The 15,871-nt window shown below is 65.5% G+C and carries 15 protein-coding genes; 10 read left to right on the top strand and 5 right to left on the bottom strand.

What is annotated here, in order from left to right:
• Nucleotides 1-257: 257 nt before the first annotated feature.
• Nucleotides 258-1,613 (top strand): IS701 family transposase, encoded by a 1,356-nt coding sequence (locus JF886_RS04365; protein ID WP_337309980.1) that lies wholly within the window; start codon nucleotides 258-260, stop codon nucleotides 1,611-1,613.
• Nucleotides 1,614-1,637: 24 nt separating this feature from the next.
• Here the strand turns inward: JF886_RS04365 and JF886_RS04360 are convergent, their stop codons facing one another.
• Nucleotides 1,638-2,057, bottom strand: coding sequence for an ASCH domain-containing protein (locus tag JF886_RS04360; RefSeq protein WP_337309978.1), 420 nt, complete (start codon nucleotides 2,055-2,057; stop codon nucleotides 1,638-1,640).
• Nucleotides 2,058-2,251: 194 nt separating this feature from the next.
• On the opposite strand from JF886_RS04360, the gene JF886_RS04355 reads away from it, so the two are divergent.
• The 3 genes from JF886_RS04355 (at nucleotide 2,252) to JF886_RS04345 (ending at nucleotide 4,260) form a co-directional block, all read left to right on the top strand.
• Entirely contained in the window at nucleotides 2,252-2,707 is a 456-nt protein-coding gene (locus JF886_RS04355) for an NUDIX domain-containing protein (RefSeq protein ID WP_337309984.1), read from the top strand.
• 100 nt (nucleotides 2,708-2,807) lie between these two features.
• Nucleotides 2,808-3,362: an orotate phosphoribosyltransferase gene (gene pyrE / locus JF886_RS04350; RefSeq protein WP_337309976.1), complete on the top strand. Its 555-nt coding sequence runs from the start codon at nucleotides 2,808-2,810 to the stop codon at nucleotides 3,360-3,362.
• A gap of 121 nt (nucleotides 3,363-3,483) precedes the next feature.
• Entirely contained in the window at nucleotides 3,484-4,260 is a 777-nt protein-coding gene (locus tag JF886_RS04345; protein ID WP_337309974.1) for a class I SAM-dependent methyltransferase, read from the top strand.
• On the opposite strand, the gene JF886_RS04340 is transcribed toward JF886_RS04345, so the two are convergent.
• The 3 genes from JF886_RS04340 to JF886_RS04330 form a co-directional block, all read right to left on the bottom strand.
• Entirely contained in the window at nucleotides 4,238-5,083 is an 846-nt protein-coding gene (locus JF886_RS04340; RefSeq protein ID WP_337309972.1) for a class I SAM-dependent methyltransferase, read from the bottom strand. The two genes, JF886_RS04345 and JF886_RS04340, sit on opposite strands and share 23 nt — an antisense overlap.
• Nucleotides 5,084-5,095: 12 nt before the next feature.
• On the bottom strand, nucleotides 5,096-5,635 hold the full coding sequence (locus tag JF886_RS04335) for a GNAT family N-acetyltransferase (RefSeq protein ID WP_337309970.1): 540 nt from the start codon (nucleotides 5,633-5,635) through the stop codon (nucleotides 5,096-5,098).
• 205 nt (nucleotides 5,636-5,840) lie between these two features.
• Nucleotides 5,841-6,827, bottom strand: a complete 987-nt coding sequence (locus JF886_RS04330; protein WP_337309982.1) for a S66 family peptidase — start codon at nucleotides 6,825-6,827, stop codon at nucleotides 5,841-5,843.
• Nucleotides 6,828-7,059: 232 nt separating this feature from the next.
• On the opposite strand from JF886_RS04330, the gene JF886_RS04325 reads away from it, so the two are divergent.
• From JF886_RS04325 to JF886_RS04310, 4 genes are all read left to right on the top strand, one after another.
• Nucleotides 7,060-8,097 carry an IS110 family RNA-guided transposase gene (locus JF886_RS04325; RefSeq protein ID WP_337309968.1) on the top strand — a complete coding sequence of 346 codons (1,038 nt, stop codon included), beginning with the start codon at nucleotides 7,060-7,062 and terminating at the stop codon, nucleotides 8,095-8,097.
• Nucleotides 8,098-9,376: 1,279 nt separating this feature from the next.
• The gene (locus JF886_RS04320; protein ID WP_337309967.1) at nucleotides 9,377-9,940 is read left to right on the top strand and encodes an RNA polymerase sigma factor; all 564 of its coding nucleotides are present in this window, start codon (nucleotides 9,377-9,379) and stop codon (nucleotides 9,938-9,940) included.
• Nucleotides 9,937-11,046 (top strand): DUF4179 domain-containing protein, encoded by a 1,110-nt coding sequence (locus JF886_RS04315; protein WP_337309965.1) that lies wholly within the window; start codon nucleotides 9,937-9,939, stop codon nucleotides 11,044-11,046. The genes JF886_RS04320 and JF886_RS04315 overlap by 4 nt, the downstream gene beginning before the upstream one ends.
• 500 nt (nucleotides 11,047-11,546) lie before the next feature.
• Nucleotides 11,547-12,362, top strand: a complete 816-nt coding sequence (locus JF886_RS04310; RefSeq protein WP_337309963.1) for a beta propeller repeat protein — start codon at nucleotides 11,547-11,549, stop codon at nucleotides 12,360-12,362.
• A 439-nt stretch (nucleotides 12,363-12,801) separates the two neighbouring features.
• Here the strand turns inward: JF886_RS04310 and JF886_RS04305 are convergent, their stop codons facing one another.
• Entirely contained in the window at nucleotides 12,802-13,365 is a 564-nt protein-coding gene (locus JF886_RS04305) for a hypothetical protein (RefSeq protein WP_337309961.1), read from the bottom strand.
• A gap of 364 nt (nucleotides 13,366-13,729) precedes the next feature.
• Here JF886_RS04305 and istA point away from each other — a divergent pair, with 364 nt between their 5' ends.
• Nucleotides 13,730-14,992 (top strand): IS21 family transposase, encoded by a 1,263-nt coding sequence (istA, locus tag JF886_RS04300; protein WP_502711393.1) that lies wholly within the window; start codon nucleotides 13,730-13,732, stop codon nucleotides 14,990-14,992.
• Nucleotides 14,989-15,783, top strand: coding sequence for an IS21-like element helper ATPase IstB (gene istB / locus JF886_RS04295; protein ID WP_337309957.1), 795 nt, complete (start codon nucleotides 14,989-14,991; stop codon nucleotides 15,781-15,783). The genes istA and istB overlap by 4 nt, the downstream gene beginning before the upstream one ends.
• Nucleotides 15,784-15,871: the final 88 nt, after the last annotated feature.

Genomic DNA, 15,871 nt, shown 5'->3' with positions numbered 1-15,871 from the left:
CAGTTGGTCGGGCGTTAGGGTGGAGAGGATCTCTCCCTGCTGCAGTGTGCTGCCACGCATGTGAAATCTCCTGCTGGGACGTGTCCCCACAAGACTCTCACATTTCTGTTTAACCCGACAAGGGGTTTTTCAGCACCCTGCTAGTACTACAACGATAGTTATGTCGCCACTGGCAGGAGAGCCGGGGTAGAGTTCGCGGTGACGGACACCGCCTTCGCCACGTTGCCATCATGGTGTCCGCGACGAGGACCTCAGCCATGAACAGCCGCGATCTTGACGACTTGCTGCCGGAGCTGGAGGCGTTCCACGCACGCTTCGGTTCGTTCTTCTGCCGCACCGAAGGTCGGACGGCGGCGCAGCGGTACCTCGGTGGTCTGCTGCTGCCGCTCGAGCGCAAGAACGTCGAGAACATCGCGGAGCAGGTGGAGATGCCGATTCGCGGTCTCCAGCAGTTCATCAGTGTCTCCCCCTGGGACGACGACGGCTGCATCGACGAAGTGCAACGCTTCGTCGGCGAGCACCTCGGCGCCGAGAATGGCGTACTGATCCTCGATGACACCGGCTTTGCCAAGAAGGGCACCTGGTCGGCCGGCGTGGGACGCCAGTACTCGGGCACTCTGGGCCGGACCGACAACTGCCAGGTCGGCGTGTTCCTCGCCTACGCATCGGACAAGGGACACACACTCGTCGATCGCCGGCTGTACCTGATGCGAGACTGGTTCGAGGACACGTCGGCGGCGCGGCGGCGGCGGGCGCACATCCCCGACGACGTGACATTCCACACCAAGCTCGAATTGGGCGCGGCGATGGTGCGCCACGCGCACGAGGCCGGTCATCTCGGCTACCAGTGGGTCACTGGCGACGCCGCCTACGGTGACAGCCACGACCTCCGAGCGCTGGTCGATGCGCTGGACCGTTGGTACTGCTTCGAGGTCTCGTCGAACTCCGATGTCTGGTGCGACCAACCCGCTTGGGCGGTGCCAGCACGGCGCGGCGGACACGGCCGCCCGAGCACTCAGCGGCGACCGACCTCGAGTTCGCCGCGATCACTGACGGTCGCGCAGGTTGCCGCCGGCCTCGATGACACGGCATGGGTCCGCCACCGGATCAAGGAGGGCGCCAAGGGGCCCCGCGAGTACGAGTTCGCTCGGCGTCGCGTGATCGAGAAGCGGCACCGTCGTCCGGGTCCGGAGAGTTGGCTGATGCTGCGTCGCCCCGTCGGTGGTGGCGAGATCAAGTTCTATCTCTCCAACGCGCCGGCAACCATGACCCTGGCGGAGATGGCGTGGACGGGCTGCCTGCGCTGGACCATCGAGGAGAACTTTGAGCTGGCCAAAGGAGAGGTCGGCCTCGACCACTACGAGGTGACCAAGCTACGTGGCTGGTACCACCACATGACGATGTCGCTGATGGCGCTGGCGTTTCTCAAATCGGTGCAGCGGAGGTGGGGGAAAAAAATCGACAGGCCTCAGCGTTCCCGAGGTGCGCCAGCTGCTCGAGGTGGTCCTGCCGCGCGTCGAATGGAACGCGCACATCGCACTGGCGTGGCTGGCCGCGCAGCAGAAGCGCAAGGCGTCTGCCACCGCGTCGCACCGCCGTCGGTGGCTGCGTGACCATGAGTAACTATCGTTGTAGTACTAGGCGTGGCCGTCCGGCCCCACGAAACGAAAACGCTCGCACACCACAAGGGTTGTGCCGGTGACGTTGTAGGCCGGCCAGGACTCCCTCGCGGCCGCGCGCCACTCGGCGATGGTCGTGTAACCCTCGCCTTCGTCGACCGCGAACTCCAGATCAACCTCGTCGAGCGGCACTACGCTCACGCCGGTCACCTCCACCGCCCCCAAGGGTTCGTCGGAGTAGCCAACTAGAGAGAACCGCCCGCCAGATCTGGGAAGAGGATCCTTCGTGAAGGGTTCGTACATCGCCCGCAGGCTGGCCGTCGCGGTCTTCGCGCCGCTCAGGACAGCCTCAACAAGCTTGCGCCGCATGTCGGTGCGTGGGAAACCGAGTTCGTAGGGAGGAAGTGCATCAGCGGCCGCCGCGGGTTCCATTGCCATCGGTCGGCGATAGTAGCTCTCGGCGACACGCCTTGCGGACTGGTAGGACTCAAGGGAAGCGGCGCCATGGTGATCAATCGCTGGCGCTGCGGTTGAGAGGCTCTGAATAGTCGGCGGTTCCTAATCGTCCATCGCGCGCTCCAAGCCACGGCGTTAGATGCTGAAGGTTCGTCAGGTACTGTGGCTTGGTGCCGATGTCATCGTACGTGCAGCGCCTCCGGGACGCTCTTGGAAGCGACCTACTACTCCTGCCCGCGGTGGTCGTCCTGCCTCGAGATCCGCTTCAACGATTGCTCCTCGTCCGCCATGTGGACACCGGGTCATGGGCATTCCTGGGAGGAGGAGTTGAGCCCGGCGAGACGCCCGAGCTGGCGGGAGTTCGGGAGGTCGCCGAAGAGATCGGGCTGGAGGTGGAGCTTGGTCGCCTGCTTACGGTCGTCGGAGGTCAGCGCTTCGAAGTGACTTATCAAAACGGAGACCGAGTGGCTTACATGGCAGCGGTCTATGAGGCCCAGGTAGTCGGTGGCGACCTCCAACCCGACGGGACTGAGGTATCGGAGGCGCAATGGTTCGGGCAAGAGCAGTTGACGGCGCTCGATCTCACAAGGTTTGCGCGGAACCTGGCGGAGGATCTTCGCCTGGCGAGGTAGGGGTCCCCTCCGCCTGCGAGCTGATGGCAGCCTCGCTCGTGGTCGTGCCCGCTGCCGCCAACTGAGTGGGAGGAGCCTCGCCTTCCGTAATGTCAGGTCGATGCACCCCGGCCCCCGAAATCCCGCAAACAGCGGCGACGAGGCCAAGGATTCGAGCCTCGCAGACCGCCTCGTCAGTCTCTGCTTGCTCCACGGGCGGTTCACGCTGCGGTCGGGAACGGTGGCGAACCAATACTTCGACAAGTACCTGTTTGAAGCCCGGCCGGACCTTCTGCGCGAGGTAGCCGAGGCAGCGGCGCTTCTCGTCCCGCCGGACACACAGGTCCTCGCCGGCCTCGAACTCGGTGGTATACCCGTCGCCACGGCGCTCTCCCTGCACACCGGTCTGCCCGCCGCTTTCGTCCGCAAGACCCGCAAGGAATACGGCACCGAACGTCTCGCCGAAGGGGCCGACGTCACGGGCCGGCATGTGTTGGTGATCGAGGATGTGATTACCACCGGCGGCCAAGTGGTCGAATCCGTCGCCGCGCTCCGCAACGAGGGCGCCGTCGTCGATCACGTGCTCTGCATCATCGATCGTAGCAATGGGCGTGCCACCGGCATCAGCGACGCTGGTCTCTCCCTACGCGCCGTCATTAGCCTCGCTGCTGCATGAGGGCTGCGGTGGCTTCGCTCGCGAAGTTGAGTCCGCGGCGGGACCAAGCGATTGATCCGCTGCAGAGGCCTACTTTCACGGCCGTAGCGGCTGACGCCCGCCACTTGGGAGGATGGTCCGGATGAACAGCGATGCGCACGTACCCACCTGGTCGGACATCGCCGGCTGGTATGACGAACTGGTGCAGGCCGGCAGCGGAACGCATGAGACAGCGCTTGCTTGCCTCGTTGGGCTTCTCCCGGACCTTCATGGCAGCGCAGTCCTCGACGTTGCCTGCGGACAAGGGCTGGCCACGCGGGCCCTACTCGACAGTGGAGCAGACCAGGTGATTGGGACCGACAGCTCGGCGACGATGGTCGAGTTGGCCAGGAAGCACGGCGCGTCCGCGGGCAAGCCGATTTCTTACGTAGTCGACGACGCCCAAAACCTGGACGCGTTCGAGGACGCATCGTTCGATGGGGCCACGTGCCAGTTGGCATTGATGGATATCCCCGATCTGCCGGCCACCCTGCGGGCCGTGCGGCGCGTGTTGAAGCCGGCCGGATGGTTCGTGTTCGTCATCGGGCACCCCTGCTTTCTCGCTCCTAACAGCGTGACCTTGACGGGAGCTGACGGTGCGGCCGGCGTCTTTTCCAACGGCTACTTCGAGGAGCGGTTCTGGAGGTCGTCGAATCCCAACGGTGTGAGACGTGCCGGAACCTACCATCGTCCTCTGAGCGCCTACCTCAACGCGGTGCTCGTAGCGGGGTTCCGTCTCGAGGCCGTTGACGAACCTCGCCCCAGCGCACTTCTACGCGACCAGCGGCCCGTGTATAAGGAGGTCCCGGCCTTCTTTGCAGTCCGCGCGCGACGCGAGCCGTCCACCTCCGCGCGGGCTACTGCCCCGCGACGGACTTAACGGCGATGAGAATCTCCGTGTTCCCTGGCCACAGCCGGAAGAAACCCGTCTCTGTATGGTTGTCGAGGACTGTCCTCAGCTCGGCGCGGAAGTCGGCCAGACGTGAGCCGAAAAGATCCGGCGCGGCGAACGACATCGACAGGTAGTTATCAATCACCTCGTCCACACTCCGTACGACGTCCGGCCGCCCCGGAAGCAATAGACGATCGGGTCGGCCAAAACGGGTTCGTGCAAGAAGCTCGCTGTACGGCTCTTGGTCTGGATGGGGCGGTGGCTTTCCGTGGCCGAGCCATCGGATGAGGACGTTATTGACTGCGTCATCCGGAACGGCTGGGTGCGATGACTGGTTCTGGGACACGAGAGGCGGCTCGGTCTCCGGAGAATCGTGGTGAATCAGTAGCATGCTGCCGCCGCCCTCCAGAGCGTCGTAAATACTCTCAGCGACGTTGTATTTGTCCATCCAGTGGAAAGACTGGCCGAGTGTGACTGCCCTAAGCGAGCCAAGATTCATAGAGGGAAGTTCCTCAGCTCTACCGCGCAGCCAGCGTGTCTTCGGTAGCGCTTCTGTCGGCGTCGCGTTGCGGGCTTCAGCCAACATCGCCTCTTCAGGGTCGAGACCAATGACCTCCTCGAAGCTGGCGGCCAACTGGAGCGCGATTACGCCAGGTCCACATCCGATGTCGAGGAGGCGGCCACGGCCATCCCATCCTAGCCGTGTGGCGAGGACCGTCCGAAGCTCATCGGAGTACGGCGCTCGGGCACCGTAATACCGAGCGGCGGTGCGGTACGGACGGGACAGGGGCGTTCGGTCAGCGTTTGCCACCACGACCCAAGCCTATCGACAGGGATCCTGCAGGCACGGTAAGTCCGCCGTGACTTCGCGTTCGTACATCAGGATGAGCACCTCAGGGATACGATCCGAGTAGCCGCGAAATCTGAATCCCATCCCCTCGTACAGCGCGCGGGCCCCGACCATGCGCTCGGTGGTATCGAGCGTGAGCCGGCGCTTCCCCCACTCTCGCGCATGCTCGATGCACGCGTCGACCAGGAGGCGCCCAATCCCGCGCCGGCGGTGGTCCGGGTGCACTCCGAGCATGCGCAGGTGTGCCTCGTCGGCTTCCAGCAGCGGCTGCTGTGAATCGGGGTTAATCCGCTGGTCCAGCTCCAGCGTGGCGGTGGCTGCGATTGTGCCGTCCAGATCGGCCACCAAGACTAGCGCACGCGTGGCACGGCCGGCGACGTCGGCGAGCCGCTTCTCGTACATGCCAGAGTCACGAACGGGCGGCATGAAGTCGCCATACGCGAGCGCCGTCACAGCGCCCGCCTCCTCGTACTCGCCAGGCCGCACCGGCCGCACGCAAACCGTCGTGGTCATGCGTCCACCACACCGACGAGAAGCGCGTTGGTGCCGAAACGGAGCGGGTACCCCCGCGTCCCGCCGCCGAGCGCCCGGTCAGGCGCGTGTTCAGCGTTCATTACTCACCCGGCCGAATGCGGACGTCGCCTGCCCGGACTGGTAGTTCTCAAGGGCCTGGGCACTGATCTACCCAGCCGTCGCCGCACAAACATGAGACCTCCCGCTAATGCTGTGTGATGGTGAGGGTGCTCGTGTCGGCAACGGTCAACGCGACAGTTCCGCCGATTGGCAGGGTGGCCAAAGGAAAGGTGTGCCCGAAGTCTGCGTTCGCGAGCACCGGAAGGCCGGCGAGGGGCGGCTGCCGAGCGACGATTTGCTCAAGCAGGCTTCGGGTCATGTGGCTCTCGCGCTGGAAGCGGCCGATAACCAAACCGCGAATTCCACACGCATCAGGAAGCTGAAGTAGTGATGTGAGGTCCCGAGCGAACGTCACCGGGCCGCTCGACGAGTCATCCTCAAGAGCCAGCAGGGCTCCGTCCAGCGGGGGCATCATCTCGGTCCCCTGCAGCAGGTTCAGCGTGCAGAGGTTGGTGCCAATGATCCTGCCCTCGGCGCTGCCCTCCTGCAGACCCCACCAACCTTCTCCAGGGAGTTCCTCCCGGCGATCCTGATCTAGGAACCACGGGTCATCAGTCCAGGTCAGCGCCGGGCGGAGCTCGACGGGACCCGAGTCGAACAAGGCGTCCAAGAACCACTGCTGGGTCTGGTCGAATTGGTCACGCATTCCGAAGCTGGCCCAATGAGGCCCGGAGTATGTCACCAGCCCTGTCTTGGCCAGGATCGCGTTCTGCAGCGCGGTGATGTCGGAGTACCCGCACACGATTTTGGGGTTGGCGGCGATGACAGCCCAGTCGATGTGGGGCAGGAGTTCGTTGCTGTTGAAGCCGCCGATCACAGTGAGGACCGCTGCCACGCTCGGGTCGCCGAATGCGTCGTGCAGGTCCTGGATCCGGGAGACTATGGAGGAGGAGTCGAAGTCGTCGCGCTCGTCAACATGCCGGCCGTAGGCGAGCTTCAGACCCATCTCGGTAAAGCGCGCCTCAATCTGGGCGCTGTGGTCGTACTCCTGAACCAACGCCCGTGACCGGGCCGGTGCGACTACCCGAACTGAGTCGCCACGGCGCAGCTTGGGGGGAAAGCGAACATCCATCTTCGCGACAATGTCCGCCGCGGTTTCCTGCGCGTCAACCCATAACGGACCGCGAGTCCGCAACAGGCAAGGCTGTAGGCAGAGATCTCATCGACGAACGCTTGCTATTGTGCGAGACTGAACCGGGCTGGCTTACTAGTGACACCTTTGTTGAATGCCATGAAGAGGGCCTCCACATGGCAGCCTTCGGGTTGTCAGCAACCGGCAGCGCCAGAGGAGGCCCCAAACAATGATGCATGTTGGGCTGGATCTCAGCAGGAAGCGACTCGACGTCCACGTCATGAACGACGACGGGGACACCGTCGACACGTGGGGTGTTCTGCCCGACCGCGACGGGTTGGATGCTCTGGTCCGTCGGCTCGACAAGTACGGGGAGCCGATCCACGCGGCGATCGAATCCATGACCGGCGCTCGCTTCATCCACGACGAGCTCGAGCTGGCCGGGTGGAACGTCGACGTCGCCGACGCAGTACGGACCAAAGGTTTGGCACCGCTCGCGTGCAAGACCGACAAGATCGACGCCCGGGTGCTCGCCGAACTCTGCCGGCGCGACCTGGTCCCGGCGATCTGGCTCCCGACTCCGGAGAACCGTGGTGAGCGGGAGCGGGCTCGCTGGCGTCTCCATCTGGTGCGTCACCGTGTCGCCCTGAAGAACCGGATCCACGCCACCCTGCTGACATTCGGTCACCAGTGCCCGACCTCCGACCTCTTCGGCGTCGAAGGGCGCCGCCGCCTCGCTGCGATGGAAGTGCCCGAGCCCTGGCCGGGAACAGTGGAGGCCAGCATGCGTCTCATCGAGCAGCTCGACGCCGAGATCGACGCTCGCGAACGCGAACTGCGCGCACTCGGCGTCGCCCACCCCTACATCCCCAACCTCATGACCATCCCCGGCGTCGGCTGGGTCCTCGCGTACACCATCGCGTCCGAGATCGGCGACATCAGCCGTTTCGCCACGCCCAAGAAGCTCTGCGGGTACACCGGCCTCTGTCCTCGCGTCTATCAGTCCGGCGGCAAGGACCGCCGCGGAAGCTTGGCGAAGAATGGCCCCACCTACCTGCGCTGGGCTCTCGTCGAGGCGGCGACGCACGCCCATCGTCATCCCGCGTTCCACGACCACTACGAGGCCACCAAGAAGCGCCTCGGCAAGCAGCGCGGCAGCAAGGTTGCGCGCGTCGAGGTGGCGCGTCGTCTCAGCGACGCGATCTGGCACATGCTCACTCGCGACCAAGCGTTCCATCCGGCAGGCCCCCAAAGGTGTCTGGTCGCTTGACGACCCTCGCTGAATTGGGCTACCGGATGCTCCCATGTGACCTGATCCTCCCCACGAGGGGGCGATAGAGAGATGAGCAATACGCTCGTTTATCAACGCACGCTTAGCAAACCGCCATGACGACGAAGCGCAACACCGCGACTTGACATCACGGCCTTCTTCATAGAGACACCTTCACGGACGGCCGACGACGCGCACAGGCGGCCGCCCACGACCGGTTCGCTCCCGTGCTCCGAACTTACCCGTCCTTCCCCAACCCAGCGCAAACATCATCCGCGCCAGCTTGAAAACCGCAGGGGCCGCCAAGCCTCCTGGGGATTCCAATCGCTCTCGCGTTTGCGGTCGATCAGCCGCCCAGTGGCTCAGCATCCGGGCGCGCCTGCGCCACCGCACTTGCTAACCCGTGTACGGACTGCTCACCTACCGTTGACCGTGACAATCGGGCCTGGCTCCGGCCTCCTCCGGGGTAATGAATCTCGAGGACTACAGCCTCGTTCCTGAACGAAATGATCCGCGCCTGGATGTCCCCGGCGGTTGTGCGGAGTGTTGCGGCGTCAGTGCGCATCAGCTCTGCGGCGGTTGCACGAAGAAGCTCGCCGTATCGCTTCTCCATGTCGTTGAACCGAGCCATAAAGCGGCGGTTGCTCTCGGCGCCCTGGGTTCGAAGTTCGTGGATCTCTTGATCACTCGGTTGGCGGGCACGCTCCGAGCCTGCGGATGACAAGGGGACGTAGCCCACCACAACATTGCCACTGCCTCGCCGCCGCCGAAGGCCTGAACGCGGCCTCCGCACTCCGCTGCTCCGCAACATATAGGCGTAAGCCGGGTCGCGGATTCCGACTATCCAGATGGGAAGCGGCATGGCGGCAAGTCTGCCACCAATCTAGCATGCACGTCGAGGGCCGCCGGCAACCGTTCACCACCCCAAGTGAGCAGTGGCGGCCTCGCCACCTCGTGTGCCGGTTGGTACGCCGAGGCCAGCAACTTATGGTGCATCTGGAGATGTGGCGGCTTACGCTACCCAGGGGTGACGACCTACCGGGCGTCGCCCTGCCTCTGGTCGCGCAGGCCAGAACCCCTGGGGTCGTCCGGCGCGCCGTTCAGGCTAGTCAATTCCCTGGCCAAATCCTTGGCGAGAACGCCGTCGTACGAGGAGCAACAGCGGCGAGTGGGCCGCGGTCCTATAGGCTTCGCATCTAGCTGACGTGGTCGCCAACTGACCGCTCGCCTGGCCCGAACCCACGCGTTACGCCACGCTGGTGAGAGGCGTAGATGTGACATGAGCCAACCTGCGGAAACCTCGGTCGATACCTCCCCGGGCGGGCGAGAGGCCGCCACGGCGAAGCGGCTGACCCCCGAAGAGCTGTGTCGCGAGTACGCGGGACGCGTCCACCGATTTGCTCTCATGCTGGCGGGCGATCAGGCCGAGGCCGACGACCTGGCGCAGACAGCGTTGGAGAAAGCCTTACGGGCCTTACCACGCTTCGACCCCGAGCGCGGCGAAGCCGAGGCATGGCTGTGGCGGATCGTGGTCAACGCCGCCCGAGACGCGGGCAGGTCCGCTCGGCGCCGGCACAGCCTGATGGAGCGGCTCGCCTCGTTGCGTGACAGCCCTCCGTCACCTCCGGACGACATTCCCGTCGGTATCAGCGACGACCGCCTGCTGGCCGCGGTGCGGCAACTCACTCCACACCAGCGATCCGTGGTCGCCCTGCGGTTTGGCGCAGATCTCGACCACGCCGCGGTCGGACGGGCGCTCGGCATCTCCCGCGCAGCAGCCTCGGTCGCCACTTACCGAGCCATCACCGCCCTTCGGGGCATGCTCCAGGAGCCGTCATCATGATCAGCCTGCTTCCCGATCGCGAATCGCTCAGCCAACGGCTCCGGGAAATTGCCCCTCCTCGCACCGTCGAGGTCGCTGGGCATGCCTTGGCCGCGGCGGCAGCGGCTCCGGAGACACGACCGAAAAGGGGTAACCGTCCTCGGCGTTGGCGGCTCGTTTCGGTCCTGGCCGGCATTTTGATCCTCAACACCGCCGCCCTCTACCTGTCGCCGGCATACGCCGCCAAGCTGGCCGAAGTTCCCGGACTGGGAACGATTCTTGGATGGACGGGCCTCAGTGCTGCGGATGTCACCGCCCTCGACGCCACAGCTGAGCACGATGGCATCAGCGTTCATGTCAGTGCCGGCTACGCGGACGAGAACCAGACGCTCCTGTTTTTCCAGGAGCGCGGGCCCTCGCCGAAGTTTGAAGGCAACGCATTTCGCACCTTGTCGCTGACGGACCAGTTCGGGAGGCGCTACGACGGACCCGGCATCAGCCTGCTTGCCCCCGACGCATCCAGGCCACACCTGGCCGGGCAGCCCCTTGCATTGGTGGCACAGTTCGCTCCGACCAGCGGCCCCGCGGCCGTACTCGGTGCACGATTGACTCTCCAAGCGCAGACCTGGGCGCCCCTCGGCGGGCCGGATGTCGGCGGGATGTGGACGGTTCACTTCGTGCTGTTGCGCCACCCTGCGACCGTGGCGCACTGGGAACCGGCGGGGGTCAGCGGTGCGACGTACACCTTCCCGCAAGTGACCATCACCGGGTCAGCGGTTGTGCACATCGACTGGCAGGTTCAGGGGCCTGCGGTCCTGGCCGCCATCAACGCCGCCACCGCGAATGCAGCCCGGCCTCCATCGCTGCCACCAGGGGTGACCACGTGGACGCCGCCCCTGCCGATCGGCGTCTTCCTGGACCCGTTCACCCCCCGGCTCGTGGACTCGACCGGCGGGACGCTGACGCCACTGCTCCACGGGACCGGACTTACCTTTGGGGGAGACCAGATGTCGGGAGGTCTCGACTTTGCGCCCCGTCCGGGAACCTACCATTTGGTCGTCCACCTAGCCGACGGTTCTGGTTTCGCTCGAGTACTGACGGTCGGCTCGTCCAGGTCAGGTCCGTGAATCACCCTTGACCGCTCGATGCCGGCAGTTCCTCGACGATGCTGCTACCTGTCCGCCCTCAGACGTGCCAGTAACCCCGCCGGAGACAGCAGCGTTCTGATAACGCGCTCTGCCGGGCAGTGCCAGCCGATCGCGCAGGAGAAGCGGTGATGCGAGCGAGATCACGGGCGATTCTAGTTCCGCTGATCTTGCTTGGATGCGTTGCGCTTGCAGGCTGCTCTGCGCCTCCCCGAGGCTCGACCAGTACGACAGCGAGTTCCGTCCCCAGTCTCGGAACCAATGCGGTTCCCGAGCCGTCGAGTTCCTCATCGCCGACGGCCAGCCCGGGTGCTCCAGCATTTTCCGTCGCATCCGTGACCTATGTCTCGCCGCAGGAAGGATGGGTGCTGGGAACGGTGTCCGGCGCCTTGTCGATACATCGCACTGAGGACGCGGGGCGCAGTTGGGTCAGCGTTCCAGCTCCGCCGACGCAGCTTTCAAACGGCTATCAGTCTGGTGGCGTGTCGCAGTTGCGCTTTGCCGACTCGATGGATGGCTGGGCGTTCCACCCCGACCTATGGGTCACCCATGACGGATCGACCACCTGGCATCGCGTCGCGCTGCCTGGGCTGTCGCCGAGCCCATTCGTCAGCGCTCTCGAGACGGCCGGAGGACTGGTGCACTCAGCTGTTATCGACAGCAACTTCGGGGTTCGGATCGAGACGAGCGCCGTTGCAGCCGAGAGCTGGCACCTTTCGCCGACCGCAATCCCCGCCGGTGCCGGGCCAGTGCCAGTCACCGAGATCGTTCTCCAGGCGAAGGCGGGGTGGATCGTGCAGGTGGATCGAACCGTGATCGGCGGCGCGCGCCTGTCCAACGGCCAGTGGGTTCAGTGGCAGCCACCCTGTAGCCAGGTCAATGGGCCGGCGAGCCTGGCCGCATCCAGCAGCACCGACCTGTTCGTGGTATGCGACGAGGGCATCTGGGGACCGTCAAGCGTGTTGGGAGTACGCGACTACGTGTCCCGCGACGGAGGCGTCACCTTCCGCCGGCTCGGGCAGTCGTTGCCCGCATCGGCGGCAGGTGTCGCCGGCGTTGCCACCCCCAACCCCCCCGTCGCCGTGATAGTGGACGGCTCCAACATGATGGCGACATTTGACGGCGGCGCGACGTGGGGGACCGTCTATCGGTCCGCGAACCAAACGCCGACATACGTCGGCTTTGAGACTGCCGAGCAGGGTGTTGCGATCGTGGAGAACCGAGCTGGTGCTGTCCCCGCCGGCATGCTTCTCAGAACTGTCGACGGTGGACGGCATTGGAGCGCGATAGCCGTCTGACATGGTCTGCATCCAAGGCGCGACGTCTCGGAGGGGGGACGTTCCGGTCGTCCAGGCCAGTATTCGCCAATGTACCCAGAGATGCGGCTTGGCGAAGCCTAAACTGAGCTCGTGGACCGAGAGGGGGCTCGCGTGTGACGGGTTCCCACAATCTGCTCGTCATCGGTGCGTGGTCCATCGTCTGGGCTGCCACCGCCGCCTTGGTCGCACTCGATGCAAGGCGGTGCGGCGAGAGCGGGTGGCGGTGGGGAGCCGTGGCCTTCGTTACGTGGCCCATCGGCCCATTGGTGTGGATCGTCCGCCGATACGTCCGCAGATAGCTTGACAGGGTCAACGGCGGGAAGTTCGCTATTCAGCACGAGCCCTCGTGGCGCGTGCCGCGGGTCCGCGGAGAGCATCACGGCGCAGGCCAGGGTGCGTTAATCACCCTGAGCAATATTCACTGCGGACGCGGAGTGATGTGGAAGGTTTCGCGTGTGCGTACCGTCGTGGTGTCGCCGAGGCTGAGTTCCATCCAGCACTTGATCGGTCGGTTATTTTGTGGACGAACCTGCGCATCCACGTCCAGCATTCGTTGCAGTTCCTCGAGAGTGACATACCAACTCGCCTGGTGTCCGGCGTCCAGTGAGGCGCCTGTGGCTGGATTGAGGGCCCATCCGGCTCGGCTAAACCCAAACTTTGTGTCGGACTTTGCCTGAGCGTCCTGCATGGCCACGGCCAACCGCCCGATGTTGGACGCAGTCAAAATTAGGATGGGCGTGCCACCATGCTCTTGCTGAAGGGCCACGAGCTGCTGCTCCCAGTCATCCTTGGCCTGGAAGCTGACGATGCCCTGTCCTCCGAACGCACCGGTCAACACTCCGACCCTGAGGTGCGCCACCACCCGACTGCCGGTGAGGCGGAAGGTGACGGCCTGCCAAGTAAGCGACATAGCGGCCAGCAGGACCCCGAACCCTGCGATGCCCAGCGTCGCCCACTGCAAGGCGGTCGGTGAGCCGTTCACAGCTCAATCGTAGGAGGGTCGGCTTCCTGGCATCATGGCTCCCTCGCATGCCAGCGTTCGTGAAGCACCCTTGAGCAAGGTTGGCTCAGTGCGGCCACCTAGCGGGTTTGTCGCCACACCACGCCGTGATCCCGCCGGTGCGTGTCATTCGATCGGAGATTCGTCGTCGGACTAGGGTGACGGTGCTCGTCCGAAACTGACCAGAGCTGCTCGTCGAAACTGACCACCTCAGATCTGTGTGTCTGAAGGGTGAGAGCGCGGCGGAGACCACCGCGTACACGACGAAGAAGGACCCCGGGATGCTGTGGGTGTTGACGCCCAGCACCACCGGAGTCCCCGACACATGCTCTCACCGGAGGAAGACGTGGAGGCACATGCACTCCGCAGCCGAGGTTGGTCGATCTCGGCGATCGCCCGCCATCTCAACCGCAGCCGGGTCACCGTTCGCGCGTACCTTCGCGACGACAAGCAGCCGGGTGTCCGGCGCCGACACCAGCCGGATCCCTTCGACCGATTCGAGGAGTACGTGGCCCAGCGGCTCCGCGACGACCCGCACGTGTGGGCGACGGCGCTGTACGACGAGGCCCGCGGCCTCGGCTACGAGCGCAGCTACCAGCGCTTCACCCACGCCCTGAGGACGCGCGGACTGCGACCGCACTGCGAGCCCTGCGCCGGCGTCCGTGGCCGACCGACCATCGAGATCGCCCATCCGCCCGGCGAGGAGATCCAGTGGGACTTCCTCGAGCTGCCGGGGCCGGACGGCCCGCTGCATCTGTTGGTGGGCACGCTGAGTCACAGCGGGCGTTTCCGCGCGGTGTTCTGCGAGACCGAGGACCAGGGACACGTGATCGCCGGCATCGACGCCGTGCTCCGCCGCCTCGGTGGCACGACGCGGCGCTGGCGTTTCGACCGCATGGCCGCTGTGGTGTCCACGGCGACGGGTCGGCTGCTGCCGGGGTTCGCCGCCGCCGCAAAGTACTACGGCGTGGGTGTCGATGTCTGCCCGCCGCGACGCGGCAACCGCAAAGGCGTTGTGGAGAGTCGCAACCACTTCATCGCCCAGCGCTGGTGGCGAACGGCGAACATCCGCGACGCCGAGCAGGCGCAGCCTTTCCTGGACCGGTTCTGCATCCGCATCGGTGATGCGCTGCCCCGTGCCGGAACGCTGGTGCGGACGCTGGCAGAGGCTGAGCTGTTGCAACTGCTGCCGGTGGCTCCGTTCCCGGCCACGCTGACGGTGACACGGCGCGTGAGCGCGGCCGCGCTGGTGGCGTACATGGGCAACCAGTACTCGGTGCCGCCGGGGCTCGTGAGCCGTTCGGTGGAGGTGCGGCGCCGGGTCGGCAGCGAGCTTCTCGAGATCCGCTGCGCTGACCGCCTCGTGGTGTCCCATCGCCGCGCGCCCGACGGCGCCGGCGTCGTGGTGCGCACCGCCGAGCATCGCGCCGAGCTCGAGGCCGCGGTCCTGAGGAGCTTCACCACCGACCGACCCTGCCGGCGCAAGGAGAACCGGCCACCGAGCACAGCCGCGCTCGCTGCTGCGGCGCAGTTGCACGGCCATGAGGAGGGCTGGGCGGTGTCCGTGGACCTGCAGCGCTACGTCGAGGCGGTGGCGGCGACCCAGTGACCGTGACGAGCGTGTACCAGCAGCTGCGCAGCAACCTCGCCTACCTGCACCTCGAGGCCGCGTCCGAGGCCTTGGCCGCCGAACTCGACCACGCCACCAAGGAGAAGCTGAGCCACTCGGCGTTCCTCGAACGCTTGCTGCGGGTGGAGGTGGCGGTGACCGAGGAGCGGCGCCTCGCCGGACGACGGCGCTTCTCGTGTCTGCCGGCACCGTGGCGGCTGGAGGACTTCGACTTCGACGCCCAGCCCAAGCTCGACAGACGCCTTGTCGAGGAACTCGGCACCCTGCGCTTTGTGGAGGAGGCTGCCAATGTGCTCCTCATCGGTCCTCCTGGCGTGGGCAAGACGCACCTGGCGGTGGCTCTCGGCCACCGTGCCGTGGAGGCTGGATACCGCACCTACTACACGACCGCTGCCGACCTCGCGGCCCGCTGCCACCGCGCCGCCATTGAAGGGCGCTGGGCAACGACGATGCGCTTCTTCGCCGGCCCCGGTCTGCTCATCGTTGACGAGCTTGGATACCTCCCTCTCGCCGGCGAAGCCGCCGCGGCGCTCTTCCAGGTCGTGGCCCAGCGCTACCTGAAGGGCAGCATCGTCCTGACCACCAACCGCGGCATCTCCCAGTGGGGCCAGATGTTCAACGATGACGCCACTGTTGCCGCGGCGATGCTGGACCGGCTACTGCACCACTCCACCGTGCTGAGCATCGACGGCGACAGCTACCGGATGCGCGCTCATCGCGAGGCTGTGGCCAAGGTGCGCAGCGCCGTGAACGCCGGAGGTGCTGCCTAACGAGGCGACATCCACTACGCTTCGCCAACCGCGCCTCACCTGGACAGTTTCAACGAGCGAGGCTGGTTAGTTTCGGCGAGCGCCGTCA

The organism is Candidatus Aeolococcus gillhamiae, assembly GCF_016464765.1.
Taxonomy (GTDB): domain Bacteria; phylum Chloroflexota; class Dormibacteria; order Aeolococcales; family Aeolococcaceae; genus Aeolococcus; species Aeolococcus gillhamiae.
This window is presented reverse-complemented; position numbering and strand designations above follow the sequence as displayed.